Here is a 25,630-nt window from a genome sequence, read left to right on the forward strand (position 1 = left end):
AACTCAGACCAACGGGCACGTGCACTCCCTCACTGGCTCCACCGCTACAACTGGCACCGCCCGCACGCCAGTCTCGGCTACCAACAACCCATCACCCGACTCGGTATCGATGTGAACAACCTACTGGCTATACACAGCTAGTTCGTCGGCAGCCCGGCCTGCTGGCGGGCGATGACGCCCATGATGGCCGCGACCAGCCGCGACACGGTCAGGCCGCCAATGCCGTCGATGTCCACCTCCGGCATGATCTCCACCACGTCGACGGCGGCAATCCGACCCCGAGTCGCCGCGCCCATGACGAGTTCGAGCACCTGGTAGTAGCTCAGGCCACCGGGCGTGCGGCCGATTGTGTTCGGCGCGATGGACGGGTCCAGGGCGTCGATGTCGATGCACAGGATGACCTCGGCGCCCGGTGCGATCCGGTCCAGCGCTGGCTGCACGCCGTGTCGGTGGATCTCGGGGCCGGTGAAAAAGCGCACACCCCACGCGAGCGCGTCGTCGACATCCGAGCTGTGACCCGAGCCGATACCGCGCGCCCCGACCTGGATGATGTGCTCGATGTGGGCCATCTCGGACGCGCGTCGCATGGTTGAGGACAACCCGAGCGACTCGCCCATGTGGCTCTCGCGCCAGTCGATGTGGGCGTCAATCTGCAGCACCGTGTAACGCGAACCGGTGTCACCCAGGGCATCGAGCATCGGGATCGGCACCGAGTCGTCGCCGCCGACGACCATCGGCACGACACCCTGTCGCGCTACCCGTGACACCGCATCGCGGATGGTGGCCCGGTTGCCGGCGAAATCCACATCGCTCCAGGGCAGGTCCCCGCAGTCGACCGCCCGCCGGGTGCCGCTCGGGAAGGTCGGCCCACCGAGATCGAAGTTGTGGCGATCGACGTTGGCGGTCAGCGAGGCGATGGCCCGCCGCAGGGAGGCCGGCCCGCCCTGCGCGTACGCCCCCACCGAAGCGTACGGCGTCGCGCACGGTGCACCGATGTACGCCGAAGACGCGTCGAGCGCATCGAGGTCGTCACACGCCGGCAAACCGAGAAAAGTGCTGGCCTCGGTGGCCCCGAACAACGCAGCCAGGTCGGGTTTGCTGCTCATGCGGTGACAGTCTCCGGGTCCGCAGGCTGCAGCCGGCTCGGCGTTGCCTTTCACGGACCCCGCACCATACCGCAGGCAGGGGTTGCTATGCTGCGCGCCGGAACCGCTCGGGTCCCGAGGCGGTCCGAACTGTGCTCGTCACTCCCGTTGCCCCACGCGCCGTTGTCGCCCGCCACACGTACCGCCCATGTCAGCTTCCAAACCGGCTTCCTGTCACGACAAGGTCATCAACCTCGGCCTGCAGGGCGGCGGTGCACACGGCGCATTTGCCTGGGGTGTGCTCGACAAGCTGCTCGAAGACGGTCGCCTCGGCATCGAGGCCCTGTGCGCCACGTCCGCCGGCACCATGAACGCCTGCGCACTGGCCTACGGCGACTTGCAGGGCGGGCCGGATCGCGCCCGCGAGACGCTGCACGATTTCTGGTGGCGCGTGCACCGCGCCGGCCAACTCTACAGCCCGGTGAAACGCCTGCCGTGGGAAAAACAGCTGTCGTGGAACATGGACACCTCGGTGGCGTTCTTCCTGTTCGACTCGATGACCCGCATGTGGTCGCCGTACCAGCTCAACCCCTTCGACGTGAACCCGTTGCGCGACGTGTTGGCCGAGACCGTCGATTTCGAAGCGCTGCGCCGCTGCCAGCGCACCCAGCTCTTCATCAGCGCGACCAGCGTGCGCACCGGCAAGGTGAAAGTCTTCCCGACCGACGAGATCACGCTGGACGTCGCGATGGCGTCCGCTTGCCTGCCCTACCTGTTCAAGGCGGTCACCATCGACGGCGAGGACTACTGGGACGGCGGCTACATGGGCAACCCCGCCCTTTTCCCGCTGTTCTACAAGACCCAGGCCCGCGACATCGTCGTCGTGCACATCAACCCGATGGAACGCGCCGATACACCGCGCACGGCCCCCGACATCATGAACCGCGTCAACGAGATCAGCTTCAACGCCTCGCTGCTGAAGGAGATGCGCGCCATCGCCTTCGTCAAACGCCTGCTGGACGCCGACATGCTCAAGGACGAGTACCGGGCGCAGTTCAAGAACGTGCTGCTGCATTCGGTGCGCGCCGACGCGGCCCTCTGCGACTTGTCCGTGGCGAGCAAATTCGATTCGGATTGGGATTTTCTCGTGATGTTGCGCGACCGCGGCCGAGAGACCATGGCGGCGTGGCTCGACCGGCACTACGCCCATATCGGCGTGCAGGACACCGTGCACTTCGACAACGCGCGCTTTGGCGAGGTGATCGGCCTGCCGGACGACGCCCCCTAGCCGAACAGCCGACGGACGCCGTCAACCGAGCTGCAACGCACCGAGCAACTGGTTCATCAGCGCGTCCAACTCGTCCGCCGACGCCGTCGCAGCGACGTAGAAGTCCGGCCGGATCACCACCTCGGTCGACACGCTCATAGCAGTCGCAGCCCTGCTGCCTCGGCAGCGTGTGATCGGCGTGCGCAGACCGTGCGCAGCAGCGCGGCACTAACCATAGGCATGCAGTCCATCGCAGAACGCGCGAATGCGGCGACACGCTTCCACGAGGGTGTCGTCGGCTGCGGCGTAAGACAAGCGGAAACACGGCGAGAGGCCGAAGGCCGCGCCGTGCACGATCGCCACCCCGTGCTCGTTGAGCAGGGCTTTGACGAAGGCCTCGTCACTGTCAATCAGGGCGCCGCCCGCGCTGCGCTTGCCGAGGCAGCCCGCGAGCGACACATACACGTAAAAGGCGCCGTCCGGCACCGGGCAGACCAGCCCCGGGCAGGCGTCGAGGTCGCGACAGACCTGATCTCGGCGGCGCAGGAAGGCCGCGCGCGATTCGCTGATGTAGTCCTGCGGACCCTCAAGCGCCGCCAACGACGCGTACTGGCTGATCGAACAGGGGTTGGTGGTCGACTGGCTCTGAAGCTTGCGCATCGCGTTGATCACGTGCACCGGTCCGGCACCGTAGCCGATGCGCCAACCGGTCATGGCGTAGGACTTGGACACCCCGTTGACGATGAAGATGCGGTCGATCAGATCCGGGGCCACCTGCGCCGGCGTTGCGAACGTGGCCGGCGCGTAGACGATGTGCTCGTAGATGTCGTCGCAGAGCCAGCCGACATGGGGGTGGGCCCGGACCACCTCGGCGAGCGCGTCGATCTCGGCCCGCGAGTAGACCGCACCGCTCGGGTTCGAGGGCGAGTTGAAGATGAACCACTTGGTGTTGTCGGTGATCGCGGCAGCGAGTTGCGCGGCCGTGATCTTGAAACCTTGCTCAAGCGAGCCGGGCACGATCACAGGCGTGGCCTGCCCGAGCCGCGCGATGTCGGGGTAGCTGACCCAGTAGGGCGACGGCACGATCACCTCGTCACCCGGGTTGAGCGTCGCGACCAGGGCGTTGAACAGCACCTGCTTGCCACCGGTGCCCACGGAGATGTTTTCCGGCGCGTAGCTCAGGCCGTTCTCCCGCTCGAACTTGCTGCAGATCGCCGCCTTGAGCTCGGCGATGCCGTCGGCCGTCGTGTAGCGGGTGTGGCCGGCTTGCATGGCGGCGAGCGCCGCGTCCTGAATGTGCTGCGGGGTGTTGAAGTCAGGCTCTCCGGCACCGAGCGCGATGATGTCCTGACCTTCCGCCTTGCGTTGCGCCGCCAACGCGGTCAGCGCCACGGTCGCCGAGGGCTGCACACTTGAAAGCAGTTGGCTTTGACAGCGGTCAGCAAAGAGGGAGGAGGCCATGGCAGCGCACATCTGAACGTGAAAGTGCACCCATGGTAGCAGGGCGTACCCGGACCGCGCCGCCCGCTTCGGGACGCGCGCGCGCAATCGGCGGTGTTTCGCATCTCCGGACTGCTGCACCTGCGCGGGCGCCGAAGCGCAGCCGTGTTGCGCAGGTGCCAATCAGAAAAAAAGTGTGTTTTTTCCGGTGCGCCAGTAGGCGTTGCTCGCCGCCCTGACCGCCTCGTAGTCGCGCGCCCGAGCCGCAGCCGGCGCGCCGCCACGCGCCATCAGCAACGCCAGCAGCGTGTCGAGCATCGCCATGGGCCCGGCGAAGCAGGCAAAGTGGTGTGTCGACTGCACCGCAGCCGTCAGCGTGTGCGCGGGTTCCAGTTCAGCCAGCGCCACCGACGAGTCCGAGAGCAGCACCAGTTGCACGCCGCGTTCGCGTGCGAAGCGACACGCCTCAACGGTCTCGCGTGAATAGGGGTTGAAGCACATCGCGATGAGCACGTCGTCGCTGCCCGCGTCAGTCAGCTCGTCCACCGCGCTGTTCATGCCACTGGGGATCAGTTGCAAGTGTGGCAACGCCATGCGGCCGACGTAATGAAAATAGTAGGCGAGCGCGTAGGTCGCCCGCACCGCGGTGATGTACACCCGCCTCGCCCCCATCAGCAGGTCGATCAGGGCCACCGTCTCGGCAGACGACAGCGTCTGCAAGGCATGACGCACATTCGACAGGCCGTTTTCGGACGCGTCGGCCTGGACCGCACCGAGGGCGTCTCGCCGGTGCAGTGCCAGCAGCCATTGCGGTGTACCCCCGCCGTCGTCGCGGGCCGACAAGGCCCGTCGAAACGGCTCGCGCAACGCGTCGAAACTGTCGAAACCAAGGTGCTTCGCCATGCGCACGAGGGTGTAGGTGCTCACGCCGCAGCGGCTGGCGGTCTGGCGAACCGAGTCGAGACCGAAGTCCACCGGGTTGTCGATGATGTAGCTTGCGACCTGGCGCAGGCGCGGCGTGAACGCGCCAAGCTCCGCGTGCAGTCGGGACAGAATGCGGTGGCGCAGGGACGGGTCCATCGGATCTCTCGGGGTCTCGCGGCACAAGAGCGACATAACATAAGTTATTTAAACCCCTACTTGAACCATCTGTGATTTCCGACCACCATCTCGTCACATCTCCGCTGCGGGCGCCCTGCCATGGCCACCCCCTCTTCGATCGAGCTGCCCTCGCACGCGTCGGTTGTCGTCGTCGGCGGCGGTATCATGGGGTGTTCGACGCTCTACCACCTGGCCAAGCTCGGCGTCACCGACGCGGTGCTCGTCGAACGCAACGAACTGACGTCTGGCACGACCTGGCATTCGGCGGCCCAGGTGCGCGCGCTGCGGCATTCGCAGAACCTCACGCGCATGATCCAGTATTCGGTCGACCTCTACGCGCAGCTCGAGGCCGAGACCGGCCAGAGCGTGGGCTGGATTCAGAAAGGCTCGCTGTCGCTCGCGACCACACCGGACAGGCTCACCCACATCCGGCGACAGGCGAGTCTCGCGCAGCTGTTCGGTGTGCGGGCGCAGGCAATCTCGACAGCAGACGCGCTCGAGCGCTGGCCACTGATGCGGGCCGACGACGTGCTCGGCGCGGTGTGGTCCCCGGATGATGGGCGCGTCTCACCGAGCGACGTGTGCGCCGCGCTGGTGAAGGCGGCCAAGGCGCTTGGCGCACGGGTGTTCGAACACACCGCCGTCACCGGCGTGCACACAACCAGCGGTCGCATTCGCGGCCTGGAGACAGACCGGGGCACGCTGCGGTGCGACGCTGTCGCGCTCTGCGCCGGACTCTGGTCACGCGAGCTGGCGCGGATGGCCGACAGCCACGCCCCGCTGCTCGCCTGCGAGCATTTCTACCTGTTGACCAAACCGGTCGACGGCATCACCGGCAACATGCCAACCCTGTCTGACCACGACAACCACCTGTACATCCGCGACGACTCCGGCGGCTTGCTGGTCGGGTGCTTCGAGCCACACGCGCGTGCCCTCGACCCGACACGCCTGTCCGGCGAGGTGGGCTTCGAGCTCCTGCAGGAGGACTGGGAACACTTCGAGCCGATGATGGTCAACGCACTCAACCGACTCCCCCCGCTCGAACACGCGGAGGTCAAGTTGTTGCTAAACGGGCCGGAGAGCTTCACACCCGACGGCAGTTTCATGCTCGGCGAGACCGCCGAGACGCGCGGACTGTTTCTCGGCTGTGGTATGAATTCGGTCGGGATCGCGAGCGGAGGCGGTGCAGGTATGCACCTCGCGCACTGCATCGTCAACGGCCACACCGCCTACGACCTCGCCGACACCGACGCCCGGCGCTTCGACCCCACCTTCGATTCGCTCGAACACCTGATGGCGCGCGCGCCCGAGGTGCTCGGCACGCACTACGACATCGCCTACCCCGGCACGCAATTCCGCACGGCACGCGGCATCCAGACCTTGCCGGCGCACGACCACCACCGCGCCGACCGGGCACACTTCGGCCAGACCGGGCACTGGGAGCGGCCGCTCTTTTTCGGCAAGCAGGCAGAGCCACGCTTGCGGTTCACTCGGCCGGACTGGTTCGCCCGGGTCGCACGCGAAGTCGACGCGGCCCACACTCGGGCAGCGGTGTTCGACGCCAGTTGCTTTGGCAAGATCGACATCAGCGGCACCGACGCGGCACAGGTGGTGGCGAGGCTGTGCAGCGGCGCCGTCACTCGGCCGCCCGGTTCGCTCAGCTACAACCTCATGCTGAACGCGGGCGGCACAATCGAACTCGACCTGACGGTGCATCGGCTCACCACAGACCACTACCGCCTGCTCGTCGGCACCCAGGTCACGCGCAAGGCCGTCGCGCTGGCCCGGGACGCCGCGGTGGGCAGGGATGTCCAGGTCCGCGACGTCACCCACGAGCACGCGCTGTTCAGCCTGAGCGGCCCACAGGCCATCGCCCTCGCTCGGCAGCTCGGCGCCACCACCGTGCCGGGACTCGGCTACTTCAAATTTGCACCCGACACCCTTGCCGGCCGGCCCGTGACCCTGGCCCGCCTGTCCTACGTGGGCGAGGCGGGCGTGGAGATCAGCTGCGCCGAGGCGGACGCCGTCGCGGTCTACAGCGCCCTGCGGGACGCGGGCGCGGCCCCGGCCGGCCTCTTTGCGCAAACCGCCATGCGAATCGAGAAGGGCTTCTGTGCCGTTGGCCACGAACTCGACAGCGATACGATACCGGCCGAGGTCGGGCTGGGGTTCGCCTGCCGCGCGTCGGGCGGCTACCTCGGCGCCGAGGCGGTGGCAGCAGCGGGCACTGTCGCCACGCGGCTGCGCACGCTGGTGTTCGACAACGACCACGCCGTGCCCATTGGCCACGAACCGGTCGTGCACGGTGATCGGATCATCGGGCAGACGACCTCGGCGGGCTTCGGCCACCGCATCAACGCACCGATAGCGCTGGCGCTGATGCGCGCTGACAGCGGTGACCCGGACCGCGTCGATGTCGACATCGCCGGTGAACGCTTTCCTGCCCGCGTGCTGACACACGCGGCCTTCGACCCCGACGGCCACCGACTGCGAGAGTACAACACACCATGATCATGGTTGCCCCCAACGGCGCACGCCGCCAGACATCCGATCACCCGGCACTGCCGGTCACCGCCGAGGCGGTCGCCGACACCGCCGCGGCCTGTGCTGCAGCGGGTGCCGACGCCGTGCACGTGCACGTGCGCGAGGACGACGGTAGCCACTCGCTCGACACCGGGCGCTACCGGGACACCCTGGCCGCACTGGCCGAGCGCGCGCCGTCGTTGCGGGTGCAGATCACCACGGAGTCGGCCGGGGTCTTCTCACCGTCCGAGCAGCTCGCCTGCCTGCTCGACCTGGCGCCGGCCTGGGCAAGTGTCTCGGTGCGCGAGATCGCCGCGGACGACAGCGTTGCCGACCGCTTGTACCGTGCCTGTATTGACCAGGGCACCGAGGTTCAACACATTCTGTACAGCCCGGCGTGTGCGGCGCAGCTCGCCCGGTGGTGGTCACGCGGCGTGGTCGACGGCGAGCAGAACAGCGTGATCCACGTGCTGGGCCACTACACCACGGGTGAACAGGGTGACCCGGCCAGCGTCGCAGCGCGCAGCACGCTGCCGGGCGCCGGCCGCTGGATGGTGTGCGCGTTCGGCGACCGCGAGCACGACTGCCTGGTGGCGACCCACCGCGCCGGTGGCGACGTCCGCGTCGGTTTCGAAAACAGTCTGGGACGCGGTGGCGGCCACCGCTGGACCGACAACGCCGAATCGGTTGCCGCCTTGCGCAGAGCTCTCGATGCCCACCAGGAACCCAACGCATGAGCCACGTCTTCCCTCGCCACTGCCACACCGACTACCCGATCGCGGCTGCCGGTGACGGCTGTTGGCTCGTCGATCAGAGCGGCAAGCGCTACTTTGACGGGTCGGGCGGCGCCGCCGTCTCCTGCCTCGGCCACAGCAACACGCGGGTGCGCGAGGCCATCAAGGCGCAGGTCGACGCCTTGGCCTTTGCCCACACCGGCTTCTTCTCGAGCGAGCCGACCGAGCGACTGGCGGAGCTGCTGATCGCCAACGCCCCCGGCCGGCTCGACCGCGTGTATTTCGTTTCGGGCGGATCCGAGGCCGTCGAGGCGGCGCTCAAGCTGGCACGCCAGTACCACATCGAGAACGGCGAACCGGAGCGGCAGCACGTCATCGCCCGGCGACAGAGCTACCACGGCAACACGCTCGGTGCGCTCGCCACCGGTGGCAACGCCTGGCGGCGCGCGCCCTTCGAGCCGCTGCTGACCCCCGTTTCGCACATCGCACCGTGCTACGCGTACGCCGACTGCGCCGAAGGCGAGACGATCGAGGCCTACGTCGAACGCGTTGCAGGTGAACTCGACACCGAAATCGTGCGGCTCGGTTCCGATCGGGTCATGGCCTTTGTCGCCGAGCCGGTCGTGGGTGCGACCCTTGGCGCGGTGACGGCACTGCCGGGCTACTTCAAACGCATCCGCGAGATCTGCGACCACCACGGCGTGCTGTTGATCCTCGACGAAGTGATGTGTGGCATGGGGCGCACCGGTCACCTGTTTGCACACGCCGCCGACGGCATCGAGGCCGATATCGTCTGCATCGCAAAGGGACTCGGCGCGGGCTACCAGCCAATCGGTGCAACGCTCTGCACCGACGCCGTGTACGCCGCGATCGCCGCCGGCAGCGGTGCGTTTCAGCACGGTCACACCTACCTCGGGCACCCGGTTGCGACCGCGGCGGGCCTCGCGGTGTTGAACGAGATCCTCGACCGGGCTCTGGTCGACGAGGTCAACGGGCTCGGCGACCACCTGCACACCGTCTTGTGTCAGCGCCTCGGCCAGCACCCGCACGTCGGCGACATCCGTGGCCGCGGCCTGTTTCGAGGCATCGAACTGGTCGCCGACCGCGACACCAAGCGCCCGTTTGCAGGCACGTCGGGCCTCGCCGCCCGCATCAAGCGCACCGCCTTCGAATCCGGCTTGATCTGCTACCCGATGGGCGGCACCCGCGACGGCAAGCGGGGTGACCACATTCTCCTCGCGCCCCCCTTCGTCGCCTCGCGTACCGACATGGAACTCGTTGCAGAACGCGTTCATCGTGCCATCGACACCGCCATCGCGGGGCTCGATCAGACGGCGAGCTGAAGCCAATTGCCGACTGCCCGGCGCCGCGCAATTCGCGGGCGCCGTGGCCGATCTGCGATACACTGTCGGGCCGACTCCCACGCTCTCAGACCATGACGCTGCCCGCCGTTTTCGACACCTTGCGCATCCCGGTCATCGGATCGCCGCTTTTCATCATCTCCAACCCGAAGCTTGTCATCGAACAATGCAAGGCCGGTATCGTCGGCTCCTTCCCGGCGCTCAATGCGCGGCCTCAATCCATGCTCGACGAGTGGTTGGCCGAGATCACCGAGGCGCTCGAGGCGCACGACCGCGCCAACCCCGATCGCCCAGCCGCCCCCTTCGCGGTCAACCAGATCGTGCACCGCTCCAACAGCCGCCTCGAAGCGGACATGGAGATCGTCGCAAAGTACAAGGCTCCGATCGTCATCACGAGCCTCGGTGCACGGGAAGAAATCAACGCTGCGGTGCACAGCTACGGCGGCATCACGTTGCATGACATCATCAACAACCGCTTCGCACGCAAGGCCGTCGAGAAAGGCGCTGATGGCCTGATCGCGGTGGCCTGGGGGGCGGGCGGCCACGCCGGCACCCTGTCACCCTTCGCGCTGGTTCAGGAAATCCGAAGCTGGTTCGACGGGCCGCTGGTGCTCTCGGGGTCGATCGCCACGGGCGGCGCGGTGCTCGCGGCGCAGGCCATGGGCGCCGACCTTGCCTACATCGGCTCGCCGTTCATCGCCACCGACGAGGCGAACGCCACCGACGCGTACAAAAACGCGGTTGTCGACGGCACTGCCGACGACATCGTCTACACCAACCTCTTTACCGGGGTGCACGGCAACTACCTGCGCACGTCGATCGAGCAGGCGGGGCTCGACCCCGACAACTTGCCCGAAAGCGACCCGAGCAACATGAATTTCGGCACCGACCGCAAGGCGTGGAAAGACATCTGGGGCTGCGGCCAGGGTATCGGCCGGGTGTCGGCAACCCGGCCGACAGGCGAGCTCGTGGCGGAGCTCGAGGCCGAATACGCTGCCCGCCGGGCTGCGCTGGCCTGATTCAACCCAAGGGGACGCGCGCCGCCGCGTGCAGCGCAGCGGAGGTCGGGCTGCTCACAGCCCGACCGGCCTGGACACAGTCAGCCGTAGACGGCTTCTTTGCCGAGGTGCTTGACGATCAGGTAATAGAACACCGGGCGCAGCTTCTGGCGGTTCGACGAACCGATCTTGTCCACCGCGTGTGCCACGGCCGCATCGGCTGCGGACCCGTCGACACCGAGCTTCTTGGCGATCAGGCGGTCCTTGATGTTGTCCACTTCGCCCTTGTCACCGGCTGCTACCAGCAGTGAATCCTTGTTGTAAATCGACGGGCCGAGCGACTTGCAAATCGACTTCAGCAGCGCCTCGTCGCAATCGATGCCACAGCTGTCCATCTGCGCCTTGCACTGATCCACAACTTCATCAAACTTAGACATACACCCTCCGCTATCACAATTGACGTGCTACTTGCTCAAGAGACTAGCACCGTGTTAGGTGCCGATCCATCACAAAAAGGCAAAGTCGTGACAGGGTTCTGACACTCGGGCACGCACCGAGACTCAGCGCGGGCGCAGCAGCCCCTCCTGGACCACCGACGCCACCAGCCGCCCCTGCTCGTCGAACAGGCTGCCGCGACAGAAGCCGCGCGCACCCGACGCGCTCGGGCTGTCCATTGCGTACAGCAACCATTGGTCGGCACGAAAGGGGCGATGGAACCACATCGCGTGGTCCAAACTTGCGATTTTGGTGTTGCGCAAGTTGGCTTTTTCGGCGTGCGGATTCAACGCCGTCATGAGCAGATTGTAATCCGAGGCGTAGGCCAGCACACACTGGTGAAATGCATGGTTGTCCCCGAGATCGATCTTGCTGCGCAACCAGATGTTGCTGTAGGGCGCCTCGGATTGCGGGTTGAACGGGTCATTGACGTGGCTCGCGCGGAACTCGATCGGCCGTGATCGCAGCAGGTGCCGGCGCGCGCCCTCGGGCCAGGCGGCGGCGTACTCGGCCAGGATATCCTCCACCGGTCTCAGGGTGTCCGGGCCGGGCACATCGGGCATGTCGATCTGGTGGTCATGGCCGGCCTGCTCGACCTGGAACGAGGCGGACAGAATGAAGATGTCCCGGCCGTTCTGGATTGCGCGCACACGGCGCGTGACAAAGCTGCCTCCGTCGCGGGTCATGTCGACGTGGTAGACGATGGGCTTGTGGAAATCGCCGGGCAGAATGAAGTAGGCGTGCAGCGAGTGCGCACAAAAGGCGTCGTCCACCGTGCCCTGAGCGGCAGCGAGGGCCTGGCCCAACACCTGACCGCCAAACACCTGGGGGCTGCCGATGTCCTCGCTCTGACCACGAAACAAATTGGTCTCAAGCGGTTCCAAGGTCAGCAACGCTACCAGGCCTGCACCGTCGGTCATGAGCACGCTCGCGTGGTCGAACACACCGCCATGTTAGCAGCCCACCGTCACGGCGGACGGGGTTGGCACGCGGCCTGACATATACTTCCAACCACGTGTTCTGGAGAAACCCGATGCCGACCGAAACGCCCTGGACCCAACCCATGCCCGACGCGCAGTTCGAGCTCATGCGCGACATCATCGGCGCACCCAGCCCCGTGGGATTCGAAGGCGCGATGACGCTCGGCGTGTTGCAGCCGCAGTTTGACCGGTTCATGCCGGCAGGGTGGGCGATGCACCAATTTGTCGGCAACGCGGGCGTGGTCTGGGACAGCCACCCCGGCCGCGACGACCTGTTCAGCGTGATGATCTGCGGCCACGCCGACAAGATCCGCCTGCAGGTGCGAAAAATCGGCGCGGACGGCAAAATCTGGATCAACAGTGACTCCTTCCTGCCCTGCACGCTGCTCGGCCACGAGGCCGTGCTCTTCAGTGAGGATCCCGAGGCCCCGGGGAGCTACCGGCGCATTCGCGGGGGCACGATCGAAGCGCTCGGCGCCATTCACTTTTCCGAGGCGGCGCACCGCACCGGGGAGCGCGGCATCAAGCCAACGCAGCTCTACCTCGAGTTGCAGTTGCACGGCGCCGACCGCAAGAAGCAGGTCGAGGCGCTCGGTGTTCGCGTGGGCGACGTGCTGTTGCTCGATCGGCCGATCAAGCCGGGCTTCGCACCCGACACCTTCTACGGCGCCTACCTCGATAACGGCCTCGGGTGTTTCGTCACCGCCGAAGTCGCGCGGGTGGTCGCCGAGGCCGGCGGCACCGAGAACGTGCGCTGCCTCTACGCCTGTGCAAGCCACGAGGAAATCGGCCGCTTCGGCAGCCGCGTACTGGCCGGTGAGCTGCGCCCGGACGCGCTGATTGCGGTCGACGTCGACCACGACTTCGACGCGGCACCGAACATCGGTGACCGGAACATGCAGCCGCTCAAGATGGGCGGCGGCTTCACGCTCAGCACCGGGGCGATCGTCAGCGAGCAACTCAACCGCCGTATCCAGGACACCGCCAGGACACACGGCATCCCGTTCCAGATGGACGTCGCCGGCCGGGACACCGGCACCGACGGCATGGCGGGTGTGCTGGCCAGCGTCGACTGCGCTGCCACCTCGATCGGTTTTCCGATCCGGAACATGCACACCATCTCCGAGAGCGGTCACACCGGCGACGTGCTCGCGGCGATACACGTGATTGCCAACACGCTGCTGGCACTCGACGGCGAAACCGACCTCGCTGACGGGTTTCGCCGTGGCCATGCGCGGCTGGACCAGGCGACGGCACTCGCGCACCACAGCCTCACCGATGACTGAGGTCAACCTCAGCCTCGAGGCCTGCCACGCGCTCGCCACGTCGGCCCTGCAGCACCAGGGGTTTTCCACTGCCCAGGCCGACGCGATCGCCGCAACGATCACGGCAGCCGAGCGCGACGGGTGCACCTCGCACGGGCTGTTTCGGGTCCCGTTCTACGTCAACGCGCTCGCCAACCCCGGCACCGACGCCAAGGCAAAACCGGTGCTGAGCCAGCCCGCGCCCGCGCTGGTGCGGGTGGACGCGGCCAGCGGCTTTTGCCCACTGGCCCTGCAAGTCGGATTGCCCGCGTTGCGCGACACCGCGCGCGCGCAAGGCATCGCCGCGCTCGCGATCAACAACGCCTACAACATCGCCGCGCTGTGGCCAGAGGTGGAAACCCTCGCGACCGAGGGCCTGGTGGCAATGGCCTTCACGGCCGCCAACGCCTTTGTCGCACCGGCGGGCGGCACCAAGCCGCTCTACGGCACCAACCCGATGGCGTTTGCCTGGCCGCGCGGCGATCAACCGCCACTGGTGTTCGATCAGGCCTCGAGCGTCTCGGCCCGTGGCGAGATCCAGCTGCACCTGCGCGACGGCAAACCGATACCACCGGGTTGGGCGATCGACGCGGACGGCAAGCCCACCACCGACCCGGCCGCGGCGCTCGCCGGCGCGCAGTTGCCGTTCGGCGGCCACAAGGGGGCGTCAATCGCCTTGATGGTCGAGTTGCTGGCGGGCGCGATGATCGGGGACCTGTTCAGCTTCGAGTCGTCCGCGCGTGACACGCACAACACCGGCGCGCCGTTCGGCGGGGAATTCCTGCTCGCCATCGACCCGGCCCGTTTCGGCAACGGCGACCTCGCCGCGCGCCAGGCGCACGCGGAACAGCTGTTCGCAGCCATCCTCGAGCAACCCGGCACCCGCTTGCCGGGCGACCGCCGTCGCACCGCGCGCGTGCGCACGCAGGCCGAGGGTATTCGCATTCCAGCGGCCCTGCACGACCAGCTGACCGCGTACGCCGACACCTGAGTCCGGTCACCCGCGCTCGGCGCACGAGGCGAGCATCACGGCGACAACGATCAGGCCACCGCCCAGCACGGTTGCCGTGGTCGGCACTTCGGCGAGTAGCCACCAGGCCAGCGCCGGCGCGATCGGGGTTTCGAGTGCACTCAGCAGACTGGTGTGGGCCGGGTGCAGGCCGCGCGCGCCAATCATCAACGCGATCGAGGCGAACAGGAACACCGCCGCAAACGCCGCGAGCACGGCAATCGCGCTCCACGGCGTCGCGGTCACCGACGCCACCGGCGCGAAGGCCCCCACCAGCAACAGCGACGCCAGCCAGGTCGGCCCGGCCACCGGGGTTGCTGGCCAGCGTCGATACAGGCAGATCACCACCGCCATGCACACCGTCATGACCGCGGCGAGTGCGTCACCCAGGAGGCCGCCGGTGGTCAACGAGCCCGAGACCACACTCGCCGCCCCGACCAGGCTCAGCGCACTGCCAAGCAACAGTGACCGGGACGGCGGCGTGCGCAACCAGAGCCAGGCGAGCGCCCCCGCGACAAAAGGCGCCGTCGCCCAGATGACCGCGACGTTGGCAATCGACGTGTGCAGAAAACTCGGGATGAAGGCCGCCGTGCCGAGCGCGGAGACCCCGGCGATGGCGAGGCCGGGCCACCCCATCCGCACTTCCTGGCCAATCTGCCCGCGGGCACCCAGCCAGAGTCCGAGCAACACCACCGAGAACGCGCTGCGCCACCAGACCACGTCCGGCCCGTCCAGCGCCGCCAAGCGCACGAACACCCCCGCACTGCTGAAGGCCACAGCCGACGCAACCAGCCACGCCACCGACACCCCTGTACTCACCGCCCTTCCCCGCGCTGCCCGACGAGCGAGCAAGCATGCCGACACACCCCTGACAGCGTGTTGGCAGGGGTGGGGTGGTAGGGTGGATACGTCAGACCCACGAGGACACGCCATGGCCACCGTGGACCGGCTGTTCAGCCTGATCCAACTGTTGCGCCGCCGCCGGGGGCCGACCACGGCCAGCGACATCGCAGCCTCACTCGGCGTCTCGGTGCGAACGGTGTACCGCGATATCCAGCGGTTACAGCGCAGCGGCACGCCGATCGCCAGCGAGCCGGGTGTCGGCTACCGCCTGTTGCCGAGCTACGATCTCGCCCCGGTCAAGCTCACGACAGAGGAGCAACAGGCGCTCGACCTCGCGCTGCGGCTGCTCGCGCGCACAGGCGACTGCGGCCTCGTGCGCACCGCCGACCGGCTGCGCCAGAAGCTGCCGTGCACCGATTCCCTCGTGGACCCAGTGCTGCACACCTCAACCTGGTCACCGCTCTTCCCCGCCACCGCCTCGCCCTGTGCGTTGCGCGAGGCCATCGACGACGAGTGCGAAATCGATATCGACTACACCGACGAGCAAGGTCTGACGAGCACGCGCCGGTTACGGCCGGTTGCGGTGATCTACTACATCGACGTAACGGTGCTAGCCGCCTGGTGCCACCTGCGCAGCGACTTCAGGCATTTCCGACTCGACCGCATCACCGCGCTGCGTCGCTGCCAGACCCGTTTTCCCGGCGAGGGGCCGCGCTTGCGCGCCCGCTGGCACGCCGTGCAACGCGACAACCCGAGGCGCGTTGGCTCGTTGCACTGAGCTGGCGCGACCGTGTCACGCCGTCTTGACCACCGTCATGTAGGCGTGCACGTAGTCCATGCCGTGACCGGTCGGGTCGTCGAGTACCCGTACACGGTAGGCTTCGTAGTAGTCCTCGATAATGGCCTGCCGTTCGTCCCATGACCGGCTGCCGTCGAGCGCCCCGAGAAAGGTGCTCTGGTTCCAACTGCGAACCGTGCCCACCAGACCGGCGGCGAAGGTCTCGAGGTCGCCGTCGAGTTGAAACTGCGCCGCGTACGGGCACGCTACGTGGGCGGTCTCGATGGACTCGAGCTGCATACCGGGAACGGCCCCCGATTCGAACGGCCTGGCGAATTCGTCAACCGTGCGGTAGTACTGGGGCAGCGTCATCCGCGCGAGCTCCTCGGCGTTGATGACACCGTCGGCGACGAATTCCCGCCAGATGTCCCGCAAGGTGTCGAACATGTTCACACCACCGGTGTTGCCGAGGTAGTGCCCCGCCGAATCGCGGCAGAAATTCACGAACACGGCGCGCCCACCCGGTCGGAGTTCGGCGTTCCGGTGCTGCAAAATTGTCGACCAGTCCGTATCGGCCTGGGCTGAAAACGCATCCAGCTCGGCGCTGGACGCGCCCACCATGTGGACGTGCTCCTGGATGTCGCAGGGCTTTTCGGACAACCAGTGCATCGCCGTGGCCGAGAACACGAAGTCCAGCGTGGCATCCGGCACGGCCTGCAGGTAGAAGGACGAGCCCGACACCAGTGGCCAGACGTTGGCCAGACGCTGCGACCAGCTGTCGAACGGGCCGAGGCCATGCGCCATGTGCACCAGGGCGTTGAAGTCGTTGTGAGGCTGGTCTGCATACACCACGGTCGACTGCACAGCGGGCGCCGTGTGCTGCACCGCATCGAGCACAGCCGAGACCATGTCGAGCGAGGTGCCGCCGTCGGCACAGCCCATGTCTGCCATGGCAAAGCGCGTGCTCGTCGGCGACAACGCCAGCGCACCCACCGCCGCCAGCACCCGGGGCGTGGCCCGGTCGATCACGTCCTTCGCACCGCGCGTCGCCAGCGAGTAGGTACCGCCGGCGGCCATGGTGATGTTGTCTGCCTGTTTCTTGGCCATTGCGTGCTCCCTGATGCGCGCATTGTGCGCACTGCCCACCCAGCGCAGCAAGGTTTGACAGGCGCCCGTCCGTGCGCCGCCGCCCCCGCGCGTCCGGGTTGGTCATCGCCGCGACAGCGCTTACCATGCGGTTCCCCCGACCCCGAAGCGACCCGGAGGACAGCAGGTGACACGCGACATTCCGGCAGCGGTGGCTGCCCTGACAGCCCACTTCGGCGCGCGCGCAAGCACGGGCACCTCCCAGCGCGAGCAACACGCCCACACCACCACCTGGATTGCGCCGCAACTGCCGGATCTGGTGGTCTTTGCCGAGTCGGCCGAGGACGTTCAACACACGGTTGCCGTGTGCGCCGAACACCGCTGCCCGATCATCCCGTTCGGCGTCGGCACCTCGCTGGAAGGGCAGCTGAACGCGCCCGAGGGCGGCGTCTGCATCGACTTCAGCCGCATGGACAAGGTGCTCGAAGTCAACGCGGCCGACCTGAACGTGACCGTGCAACCGGGCATCACCCGCGAGGCATTGAATATCGCCTTGCGAGACACCGGCCTGTTCTTTCCGATCGACCCGGGGGCCAACGCCTCGATCGGCGGCATGACCGCCACCCGCGCAAGCGGCACCAACGCGGTGCGCTACGGCACGATGCGAGAGAACGTTCTCGCCCTTGAGCTGGTCAACGCGCAGGGTCAGATCGTGCACACCGGCACGCGCGCGAAGAAGAGCGCCGCCGGCTACGACCTGACTCACCTCATGGTCGGCTCCGAGGGCACCCTGGGGCTGTCGACCGCCATCACCTTGCGACTGCAAGGCATCCCCGAGCGGATCGTGTCCGGCAGCGCGACCTTCCCGAGCATCGATGCCGCTTGCAAGACCGTGATAGACACCATTCAACTCGGCCTGCCGGTCGCCCGTATCGAGCTGCTCGACCCGATGCAAGTGCAAGCCTGCAACCGCTACTCGAGTCTCACGCTGCCCGAGGCGCCGTTGCTGCTGGTGGAGTTCCACGGCAGCGACGCGACCGTCGACGAGCAGATCGCGCAGTTCGGCGAATTGGCCGCCGACCACGGTTGCAACCAGATCGACACCGCCGACTCGCTCGAGGCGCGCAACCGCTTGTGGCAGGCGCGACACGACGCCTACTGGGCCGCACGCGCGCTGAAACCGGGCTGCACCGCGCACTCGACCGACGCCTGTGTGCCGATCTCACGGCTGGCCGAATGCATCGCCGAGACCCGCGAGGACCTCGATGCCAACCGCCTCACGGCCCCCATCCTGGGCCACGTCGGCGACGGCAATTTCCACGTGCTGCTGTTGCTCGACGAGTCGGACACCGAGGAGATCGCCCGCGCCAAGGGTGTGGTCGAACGCCTGGCGGCGCGCGCGATCCGCATGGGCGGCACCTGCACGGGCGAGCACGGCATCGGCCAGGGCAAGCAGGGCTACCTGCGCGACGAACTCGGTGAAGCGGTGCCGATGATGGCCGCAATCAAGCAGGCGCTCGATCCCGACAACATCCTCAACCCCGGCAAGATCTTCCGGCTCGACGGGTTACCGTCAGCCGTGTGAAGCCGGTGCAAGCCGCACCACCGACTCCGCCAGCGCGACCGCGGCCTTGACGCCGTCGATCACCGGCAGCCCGTAGCGCTGCTCGAGGCGCACCGCGATGTCGGCCATGCCGGCACAGCCGAGCACGATGGCGCCGACCCCGTCCTCGTCGCGCGCCTGCTCGAGGCGGCTGCTCAGTTTGCGCAATGCCACCGCTGGCTTGCGCTCGATCTCGAGCACACCGACGTTCGCCGCGTAGACGCGCGCGCACCGGCTGGCAAAACCGTAGGTCAGCAGGTTCTGTTCGATGACCGGCACCGAAATCGGCAGGGTGGTGACCACGGCAAAACGCGGCGCGCGCAGCATCGCGAGGTGAAATGCGCACTCACCGATGCCGAACACCGGCAGCGCAAACTGCTGCCGGAGCTCGGGCAAGCCGGTGTCATCAAAGCAGGCGACCACCGCCGCGTCGACCGGCCCGGCTCCGAGCGCCGTGCGCAGCTCCGCCACCACGTGCGGCACGGCGGCGGCCCCGTCCTCTGAACCCTCGATCGCTGGCGGGCTGCCGGCCGGGTTGCGCGCAACCACCCGGGTGGTGGGTCGTGCCACCGCACGTGCTTCACGCGCGATGAGCTCGGTCATGGCTGCCGTGCTGTTCGGGTTGATGAACACCAACTGCATGTCAGCGCCCGCCGCGTTCGAGGGGTTGCGTGCACCGGGCGACCCGTTGCCGTTGCATGCGCGCCACGACCAGGAACGCCACGATGATCGACAACGAAAATACCGTCGTGACAGTGCCAAGTGCGTAGAGCACCGGGGTTGTCACGTTGGTGGTCATGCCGAAGATCTCCAACGGCAAGGTGTTGTAGGAACCCGAGGTCAACAAGGTCCGTGCGAACTCGTCGTAGGACAGGGTGAAACCGAACAGCGCCACGCCGATCAGACTCGGCGCAATCAACGGCAGCACAACATGGCGAAGCGTTTGCCACCAGGTGGCGCCAAGGTCGCGCGCGGCCTCTTCGTAGGCGCCGTCGAAGCGATTGAAAACCGCAAACATGATCAGCAGGCCGAACGGCAGTGTCCAGGTGAGCTGAGACCCGAAGCCGCTGGTGCTCCAGTGCACTTCCCAGTCGAGCACGTTGAAGACGAGGCCGACACCGAGCGAGACCAGAATCGACGGAATCACCAGACTGGCGATGACGAGGTAGAAAAGTACTGTCGCGCCGCGAAACCGCTGCCGGAACGCGAGCCCGCCCATGACGGACACGACCACCGTGGTCACCATGACCATCAGGCCAAGCGCCAACGAGCGACGGAAGGCGCCCCAAAAATCCCCGACCGCCTGCTCCTCGAACAGGTCGAAGAACCAGTGCAGCGACGCCCCGTTCATTGGAAAGGTCAGGCCACCGCGCGGCCCCTGAAAGGACAGAATGCCGATGGTGATAACCGGCCCGTAGAGGAACAGCACGAAGCCACAGAAGAAAAAGGCAAGCGGGAAGAACGAGCGTGAGCGGCGCATTAGTGCTCCATCCATCTATAACCTGCGAGTTCAGTTGGCGTGTCAGCGTTCACAGCAAGGCGCGCCTCTTGCCCATAGCCACCCGCCACCCTATGGGCAAGAGGCGCAACGCTGTCGGTGGGCGCCCGGCTAGGGGCGCTGACACGCTAACCCTACGGGCGTCCCTGTGGTGTCCCGCCGCGTCGTTGCAGCGCTCGACAATGGCTCGGCCATTGCCTTCGCGCTGCGCCTTGCGGCGACACACTATAGGGGCGCTGAATCCGTAGTTTATAGATGGATGGAGCACTAGAGTTCCTTGCGGATGTCGACGTAGCGCAGCATGACCGACACGATCAGCAACACGGTGGCGAGCAGAATGACCGCGTTTGCTGCGGCAGCCGGGTACTGGAGCAAGGCGATCTCGTTCGAGATGACACGCCCGACAGAGGCGCTCTGCCCGCCCGACATGAAACGCACGGTGATGAAGTCGCCCATCACCAGGGTCACGATGAAGATCGATCCGATCATCAATCCGGGCTTGGTCAGCGGCAGGATCACGTGCACCAGCGTTTGCCACCCACTGGCACCGGCGTCACGGGCCGCTTCGATCAGTGAGTGGTCGATGCGCATCATGGTGTTGAAGACCGGCACCACCATGAACAGCGTGTAGAGGTGCACAAAGGCGAGCACCACCGCAAAGTCGGAGAACAGCAACCACTCCAGCGGTTCATCGATCACCCCGACGTCGATCAGCACCGAGTTGGCGATGCCGTTTCGGCCGAGGAAAGGAATCCAGGAGATCATGCGGATGATATTCGACGTCCAGAACGGGATCGTGCACAGCAGGAACAGCGCAATCTGCCAGGTCTGACTGCGCACGTGAAACGCGAGGAAGTAAGCGACCGTGAAACCGATCGCGGTGCAGAACACCCAGGTGATCACGGTGTATTGCAGCGTTCGCAGGTAGGTCGCCCAAGTGACCTTCGAAGAGAAGATGTACGCGTAGTTGTCAACGATGAAGGCCGGAAAGAAATGCCATTCGTTGTAGTCCCAGAAACTCACGACAACGATCAGACAGACCGGCACCACCAGAAACAGGGTGAGCACCGCGACCAGCGGGAGCACCAGGAGCCCGCTCAGGCGGCTAGCGGCGGAAGCAGACATGCAATGGGGACGCCGGTGCGATAGGGAGTGGGATGAAAAAAAGGGCACGGCCCTCCCCGCACAAGGAGGGAGACGCCACGGGAGGGCCGTGCACAAACAGCGTCAATCAGTGCGTCAGGCGGCGATGAACTCGTTCCACTTGCGCACCATGTATTTATTCTCATCCATGACCGCGTTCCAGCACGCGACAGCCCCCATCCGGTCGTAGAACGACCCGCCGTCCCTGACCGAGCCAGCCTTCTCCATCACATCGCCAAAGGGGTTGGTGATGTCCCCCGTTGCAGCCTTGCCTTCGAACCAGAAACCCCACTCGTCTTCGGACATGTAGTTCTTCGAGGTCTCCGGCACCGCCGAGTAGTAGCCCTGGCGCATCAGGAAGCCGCCGACCCAACCGTCGAGGTACCAGTTGATGTACTCGTACGCCGCGTCCAGCTCGAGGCCGGAGAGGTTGGCCGACAGGCCGAGACCACCACCCCACGACCGGTAGCCTTCTTTCAGCGGCTGGTACACGCAGGGGATGCCCTTCGAGCGCACCGCGGTGATCGCCGGCGACCACATCGACTGGATCACCACTTCGCCCGAGGCCATGAGGTTCACGCTCTCGTCAAAGGACTTCCAGAACGCCCGGAACTGACCGGCTTTTTTCGCCTCGGTGAAGATCGCCATGGTCTTGTCGATCTCTTCCTTGGTCATGTTGCCCTTGTCGCCGTACGTGACCTCGCCCATCGCCTCACAGACCATGGCGGCGTCCATGATGCCGATCGAGGAGATGTCGAGGATCGAGGCCTTGCCCTTGAACTCGGGATTCAACAGCTCCGTCCAGCTGCTGATCGGGCGACCGATCAGGTCGGGCCGGATGCCGAGGGTGTCGGCGTTGTAAATCGTCGGAATCAGCGTCATCCAGCCGGTTTCGGAATCGGCGAAGGTCTTGCCATCCGGTCCTTCGACAAAGCCGACCGTGTGTGGCGCCGTGCCCTGGGCAATGACCGAGTCGGGTGTCAGCTTGCCACTCTTGAAGGTGCCAACGATCTTGTCGTAGTTCTTGATCTTCGAGGTGTCCATCGCCTGCAGGTTGCCGGCGCCCCAGACCTTCTTGCAGATCCAATACTCGATGTCGGCGATGTCGAAGGACTTCGGCTGAGTCGCCGCGCGCTGGGTGACCGAGTCGGAATCGAGGGCCGTCATCTCGAGCGTGAAGCCGAGGTCTTCCTTCACCTTGGCGGCCACCTCGTTGAGGTTGGAGACACCGGTGCCGAACTGCCGCAGCGTGACGTTCTTGATGTCCTGTGCCCAGATCATCGGGAAACCGGTGATGGCCCCGGAACCGACGGCGGCACCCGCAGCCGCAGCCGACCCCTTGAGCAGCGCGCGGCGCGTGATGCCCTTGGGCTTTGCCGACGTGGGTGTATTGGTGTCGTCTGTCATCACTCTGTCCTCTGGTCTGTTCAGGTTGCGGTGCAGTGGGCTCAAGCGGCCAGGGCGTGGGCGTCCTGTTCACGCCACGTCAGACAGACCGGCTCGCCCACCGCGAAAGGATCTTCAAAGAAACGGTCGTCACCGAGCTGAGCGACCACCGGTTCCGAATTGCCGTTGAGCTCCGAGGTGATCAGCACCGTCGCACCGAGGAACTCGATGTCGGTGACCGTGGCCATCAACCCGTCGCGCGAGGGTCGGCCGATGCCCATGCGGTCGACGCGGATCGAGACCCGCTGATCCTCAAAAGTCAGCACGTTGTGTCCGCCGATGAAGCGCGCAACAAACTCGCTGTCGGGCTTGTTGAACACATCAAAAGCCGACGAGGATTGCTGAATCTCGCCGTGGTTCATGACCACCACCTGGTCCGCCAGTGCGAGCGCCTCGTCCTGGCTGTGGGTCACGTGCACAAAGGTCACGCCGAGGTCTCGCTGCAACTGGCGAAGCTCACTGCGGATCTGCACGCGCAGGAAGGGGTCGAGGGCCGACAACGGCTCGTCGAGCAGCAACACCTGCGGTTTGGTGATCATTGCGCGCGCGAGTGCAACACGCTGCTGCTGGCCGCCCGACAGTTGTGCCGGGAAGCGGTCGGCGTAGGGGTGCATCTGCACCCGTTCGAGCATGGACTCGGCCTCGCGGTGGCGGGCGGCGAGCACCTCGCCCCGCATGCGCAAGGGGAACGCGACGTTGTCGCGCACGCTGAGGTGGGGGAACAGCGCGTAGCTCTGAAACATCATGGCGGTGCCGCGCTGCGCCGGCGCCAATGATGTGATGTTCCGGTTCGCCAACACGATATCGCCAGCCGTCACGGTTTCGTGGCCCGCCACCATTCGCAGCAGGGTCGACTTGCCACAGCCAGACGGCCCGAGAATGCAGACGTACGCACCCTCGGCCACAGTCAAGCTCACACCCGAGACGGCGGGTGTCGCGTCAAAACGCTTGCTGACGTTGACCAATTCGAGGTGACGGTTGTTCACGGCAGGGCCTGTCTGGACCGGTTGCGGCGCAGTGTGCCGACGGTGAGCTGTGCTGAGAACAGTTAATTTTGCACTTGACCGATGCATTTATTGCAGCGGTAATAACGCCATGCGAAACCTGGACTTGCTCAAGAGCGTTGAGCAGATTGCACGCCTCGGCTCCATTCGGGCCGCAGCGGAGGCCCAGTCGATCACGTCGACCGCGCTCAACCGGCAACTGATCGGCCTCGAGGACGAGCTCGGGCAACCACTCTTCGAACGCTTGCCGCGTGGCGTCCGACTGAACACGGCCGGCGAGATGTTCCTGATGTACGCCCGCCAGCAGATCACCGATTACGAACGGCTCAAGGTGCAACTGGCCGATTTGAGCGGGGTGAGGCGCGGGCACATCACCGTGGCCTCAACTCGCGCGGCGATCCCCTACTTTCTGCCGAGCCAAATCAACCGCTACCTCGACCAGCACCCGTTGGTATCCTTTGCGGTGAACCCCTGTGACATCGACACGGCGCAAGCGCAGCTGATCTCGCTTGAGGCCGACATCGCGCTGATCTTCGAGCCCCCGCTACGACGGGAATTTCAGATCATCGACAGCCTGGACCAGGACATCGTCGCGGTGTTTCCGGCACACCATCCGCTGGCCGCGACCTCGGGCCCGGTGCGGCTGACCGAGTGCCTCAACCACCCGTTGGCCTTGCCGGCCCGCTCGACCGGTGTGCGCACCCTGCTCGAGCGGGCCGCCCAGCGCGCCGCGTTGCCGATGACGGTTGCCGTCGAATCCGAGGACGCACAGTTCCTGCTCAACACCGTCAAGGACGGCCAGTTGCTGACCTTCGACATCCCGCTGAGCCTGTCCAAGCAGGCGCTGGTGCAGAGCGGCCTCGCCTGGCGCCTGCTGCGGCCCTCGGACGTCACCGCCGGGCGGTTGTACATCGGCCAACTGGCCAACCGCACCCTCTCGATCGCCGCGATGAAATTCGCCAACCAGCTGATTTCAGCGCTGCAGCACCACACGTCGCTCTGCGACTGAGCCCTCAGCGCGCGGGCACCCCATGGCCACCGCCGTAGCGGCCGTCGAGCCGAGGGTCGGTGCCGGCCACCACCGCGTGCGCCGGCGCCAGGATTTCCACGTCGAGCGGGTAGCAGGGTGTGGCGTCGTCGGAGTGGCTGCTGCCGCAGTTGCCCCCCGGGCACGCCGAGAGGCCACCGAGCAACGCTGTGTGAGCAAAGAAGGTGATGCTGTCACCGGCCCGTGCAGGCGTCGCCTTCATGAAGTACTGGTGGGTGTCGAGTGTGAAGCCGGTGCACATGAACACGTTGATCACGTCGTGCACGTGTTGCTCCGCCGCGTCGAGCGCGAGGCCGGTGTGGGCCGCGAGCGCGCGCGTGAGGTTACTGTGGCAACACTGGTGGTAATCCTCCCCGCGCAGGCGGAAGTTGGTGTACGGGTCGCAGCGGGTGCCGATGACGTCGTGCACGCTGCCACCGTACTCGTCGATGCCGTACCAGGCGAGCGAGTCTGCAACGACGGTGGCGAGCGGGTTGAGGTGCGGCAGATTGCTCCACACGTGGTCGCCCACCGTGATGTGACTGGCTTGCAATTGGCGGGTCTTGCCACTGTAGAAGCGCTCGTCGAGGTTGGCCAGCGACCAGAGATTGAGGTCGCCCACCTGGTGGCCGTCGGGGTTCACGATTCGGAAGTAGTGCCCCGCCGGCACCTCGAAGCAGGCGGCGTCGCGCGGTGGCACCCGAACGGTGTCGACGGTGCGCGCGCCGGCGAGACCGGCTTGCATCGCGTCGAGGTCGAGATCGGGCAGCTTGCTGGTCTCGTAGCAGACGACGGGTTTCACGCCGCGGCGCGCGTCGGCATCGGGTGGGGCGCTGGTCACCATGCAAAAGGTCCTCTGGTTGGCCCCGCCAAGTTTGCCATCGATGCGCCGCTGTCCATAGACT

The 25,630-nt window shown here is 66.3% G+C and carries 24 protein-coding genes; 11 read left to right on the top strand and 13 right to left on the bottom strand.

Annotated features, from left to right (window positions below):
* Window positions 1-141: integrase core domain-containing protein (locus AAGA11_07145; GenBank protein ID MEM9602621.1), on the top strand; the 141-nt coding region annotated here is incomplete at its 5' end.
* Here the strand turns inward: AAGA11_07145 and AAGA11_07150 are convergent.
* Entirely contained in the window at window positions 138-1,106 is a 969-nt protein-coding gene (locus tag AAGA11_07150; protein MEM9602622.1) for an arginase family protein, read from the bottom strand. The genes AAGA11_07145 and AAGA11_07150 overlap by 4 nt on opposite strands.
* Window positions 1,107-1,293: 187 nt before the next feature.
* On the opposite strand from AAGA11_07150, the gene AAGA11_07155 reads away from it, so the two are divergent.
* Window positions 1,294-2,373: a patatin-like phospholipase family protein gene (locus AAGA11_07155; GenBank protein ID MEM9602623.1), complete on the top strand. Its 1,080-nt coding sequence runs from the start codon at window positions 1,294-1,296 to the stop codon at window positions 2,371-2,373.
* A 207-nt stretch (window positions 2,374-2,580) separates the two neighbouring features.
* Here the strand turns inward: AAGA11_07155 and AAGA11_07160 are convergent, their stop codons facing one another.
* Complete coding sequence (locus tag AAGA11_07160; GenBank protein ID MEM9602624.1) at window positions 2,581-3,813, bottom strand: pyridoxal phosphate-dependent aminotransferase; 1,233 nt, start codon at window positions 3,811-3,813, stop codon at window positions 2,581-2,583.
* Between the two features lie 162 nt (window positions 3,814-3,975).
* Window positions 3,976-4,872: a MurR/RpiR family transcriptional regulator gene (locus AAGA11_07165; protein ID MEM9602625.1), complete on the bottom strand. Its 897-nt coding sequence runs from the start codon at window positions 4,870-4,872 to the stop codon at window positions 3,976-3,978.
* A 120-nt stretch (window positions 4,873-4,992) separates the two neighbouring features.
* On the opposite strand from AAGA11_07165, the gene AAGA11_07170 reads away from it, so the two are divergent.
* From AAGA11_07170 to AAGA11_07185, 4 genes are all read left to right on the top strand, one after another.
* Window positions 4,993-7,404: an FAD-dependent oxidoreductase gene (locus AAGA11_07170; protein MEM9602626.1), complete on the top strand. Its 2,412-nt coding sequence runs from the start codon at window positions 4,993-4,995 to the stop codon at window positions 7,402-7,404.
* On the top strand, window positions 7,401-8,153 hold the full coding sequence (locus tag AAGA11_07175; protein MEM9602627.1) for a 3-keto-5-aminohexanoate cleavage protein: 753 nt from the start codon (window positions 7,401-7,403) through the stop codon (window positions 8,151-8,153). Before AAGA11_07170 ends, AAGA11_07175 begins: the two co-directional genes overlap by 4 nt.
* Complete coding sequence (locus tag AAGA11_07180; GenBank protein ID MEM9602628.1) at window positions 8,150-9,493, top strand: aspartate aminotransferase family protein; 1,344 nt, start codon at window positions 8,150-8,152, stop codon at window positions 9,491-9,493. Before AAGA11_07175 ends, AAGA11_07180 begins: the two co-directional genes overlap by 4 nt.
* A gap of 92 nt (window positions 9,494-9,585) precedes the next feature.
* A complete protein-coding gene (locus AAGA11_07185; GenBank protein ID MEM9602629.1) occupies window positions 9,586-10,530 on the top strand; it encodes a nitronate monooxygenase family protein in 945 nt (314 codons plus the stop codon).
* A gap of 80 nt (window positions 10,531-10,610) precedes the next feature.
* On the opposite strand, the gene AAGA11_07190 is transcribed toward AAGA11_07185, so the two are convergent.
* Complete coding sequence (locus AAGA11_07190; GenBank protein MEM9602630.1) at window positions 10,611-10,946, bottom strand: DUF2853 family protein; 336 nt, start codon at window positions 10,944-10,946, stop codon at window positions 10,611-10,613.
* A gap of 123 nt (window positions 10,947-11,069) precedes the next feature.
* Window positions 11,070-11,924, bottom strand: a complete 855-nt coding sequence (gene tesB, locus AAGA11_07195) for an acyl-CoA thioesterase II (protein MEM9602631.1) — start codon at window positions 11,922-11,924, stop codon at window positions 11,070-11,072.
* 113 nt (window positions 11,925-12,037) lie between these two features.
* Between tesB and AAGA11_07200 the strand changes: the two genes are divergently transcribed.
* Both AAGA11_07200 and AAGA11_07205 read left to right on the top strand, forming a co-directional pair.
* A complete protein-coding gene (locus tag AAGA11_07200) occupies window positions 12,038-13,270 on the top strand; it encodes a peptidase M42 (GenBank protein MEM9602632.1) in 1,233 nt (410 codons plus the stop codon).
* Window positions 13,263-14,279, top strand: coding sequence for an Ldh family oxidoreductase (locus AAGA11_07205; protein MEM9602633.1), 1,017 nt, complete (start codon window positions 13,263-13,265; stop codon window positions 14,277-14,279). The genes AAGA11_07200 and AAGA11_07205 overlap by 8 nt, the downstream gene beginning before the upstream one ends.
* Window positions 14,280-14,285: 6 nt before the next feature.
* On the opposite strand, the gene AAGA11_07210 is transcribed toward AAGA11_07205, so the two are convergent.
* Window positions 14,286-15,116, bottom strand: coding sequence for a DMT family transporter (locus tag AAGA11_07210; protein MEM9602634.1), 831 nt, complete (start codon window positions 15,114-15,116; stop codon window positions 14,286-14,288).
* 112 nt (window positions 15,117-15,228) lie between these two features.
* Here AAGA11_07210 and AAGA11_07215 point away from each other — a divergent pair, with 112 nt between their 5' ends.
* Window positions 15,229-15,918, top strand: a complete 690-nt coding sequence (locus tag AAGA11_07215; GenBank protein MEM9602635.1) for a YafY family protein — start codon at window positions 15,229-15,231, stop codon at window positions 15,916-15,918.
* Window positions 15,919-15,933: 15 nt separating this feature from the next.
* Here the strand turns inward: AAGA11_07215 and AAGA11_07220 are convergent, their stop codons facing one another.
* Complete coding sequence (locus AAGA11_07220; GenBank protein MEM9602636.1) at window positions 15,934-17,025, bottom strand: SAM-dependent methyltransferase; 1,092 nt, start codon at window positions 17,023-17,025, stop codon at window positions 15,934-15,936.
* 178 nt (window positions 17,026-17,203) lie between these two features.
* Between AAGA11_07220 and AAGA11_07225 the strand changes: the two genes are divergently transcribed.
* Window positions 17,204-18,589, top strand: coding sequence for an FAD-linked oxidase C-terminal domain-containing protein (locus tag AAGA11_07225; GenBank protein MEM9602637.1), 1,386 nt, complete (start codon window positions 17,204-17,206; stop codon window positions 18,587-18,589).
* On the opposite strand, the gene AAGA11_07230 is transcribed toward AAGA11_07225, so the two are convergent.
* The 5 genes from AAGA11_07230 to AAGA11_07250 all read right to left on the bottom strand — a co-directional run bounded on the left by AAGA11_07230 (window position 18,578) and on the right by AAGA11_07250 (window position 23,680).
* Window positions 18,578-19,249: an aspartate/glutamate racemase family protein gene (locus tag AAGA11_07230; protein ID MEM9602638.1), complete on the bottom strand. Its 672-nt coding sequence runs from the start codon at window positions 19,247-19,249 to the stop codon at window positions 18,578-18,580. The genes AAGA11_07225 and AAGA11_07230 overlap by 12 nt on opposite strands.
* Window position 19,250: 1 nt before the next feature.
* On the bottom strand, window positions 19,251-20,087 hold the full coding sequence (locus tag AAGA11_07235) for an ABC transporter permease (protein MEM9602639.1): 837 nt from the start codon (window positions 20,085-20,087) through the stop codon (window positions 19,251-19,253).
* 285 nt (window positions 20,088-20,372) lie between these two features.
* Window positions 20,373-21,230 (bottom strand): ABC transporter permease, encoded by an 858-nt coding sequence (locus AAGA11_07240; GenBank protein MEM9602640.1) that lies wholly within the window; start codon window positions 21,228-21,230, stop codon window positions 20,373-20,375.
* Between the two features lie 114 nt (window positions 21,231-21,344).
* Window positions 21,345-22,655, bottom strand: coding sequence for an extracellular solute-binding protein (locus AAGA11_07245; protein ID MEM9602641.1), 1,311 nt, complete (start codon window positions 22,653-22,655; stop codon window positions 21,345-21,347).
* Between the two features lie 41 nt (window positions 22,656-22,696).
* On the bottom strand, window positions 22,697-23,680 hold the full coding sequence (locus tag AAGA11_07250) for an ABC transporter ATP-binding protein (protein ID MEM9602642.1): 984 nt from the start codon (window positions 23,678-23,680) through the stop codon (window positions 22,697-22,699).
* Between the two features lie 109 nt (window positions 23,681-23,789).
* On the opposite strand from AAGA11_07250, the gene AAGA11_07255 reads away from it, so the two are divergent.
* Window positions 23,790-24,707, top strand: coding sequence for a LysR family transcriptional regulator (locus AAGA11_07255; protein MEM9602643.1), 918 nt, complete (start codon window positions 23,790-23,792; stop codon window positions 24,705-24,707).
* 4 nt (window positions 24,708-24,711) lie between these two features.
* Here AAGA11_07255 and AAGA11_07260 read toward each other — a convergent pair whose 3' ends face one another.
* Window positions 24,712-25,569, bottom strand: a complete 858-nt coding sequence (locus AAGA11_07260) for a DUF1989 domain-containing protein (GenBank protein MEM9602644.1) — start codon at window positions 25,567-25,569, stop codon at window positions 24,712-24,714.
* Window positions 25,570-25,630: the final 61 nt, after the last annotated feature.

It is taken from the genome of Pseudomonadota bacterium (genome assembly GCA_039196715.1).
Lineage (GTDB): Bacteria > Pseudomonadota > Gammaproteobacteria > CALCKW01 > CALCKW01 > CALCKW01.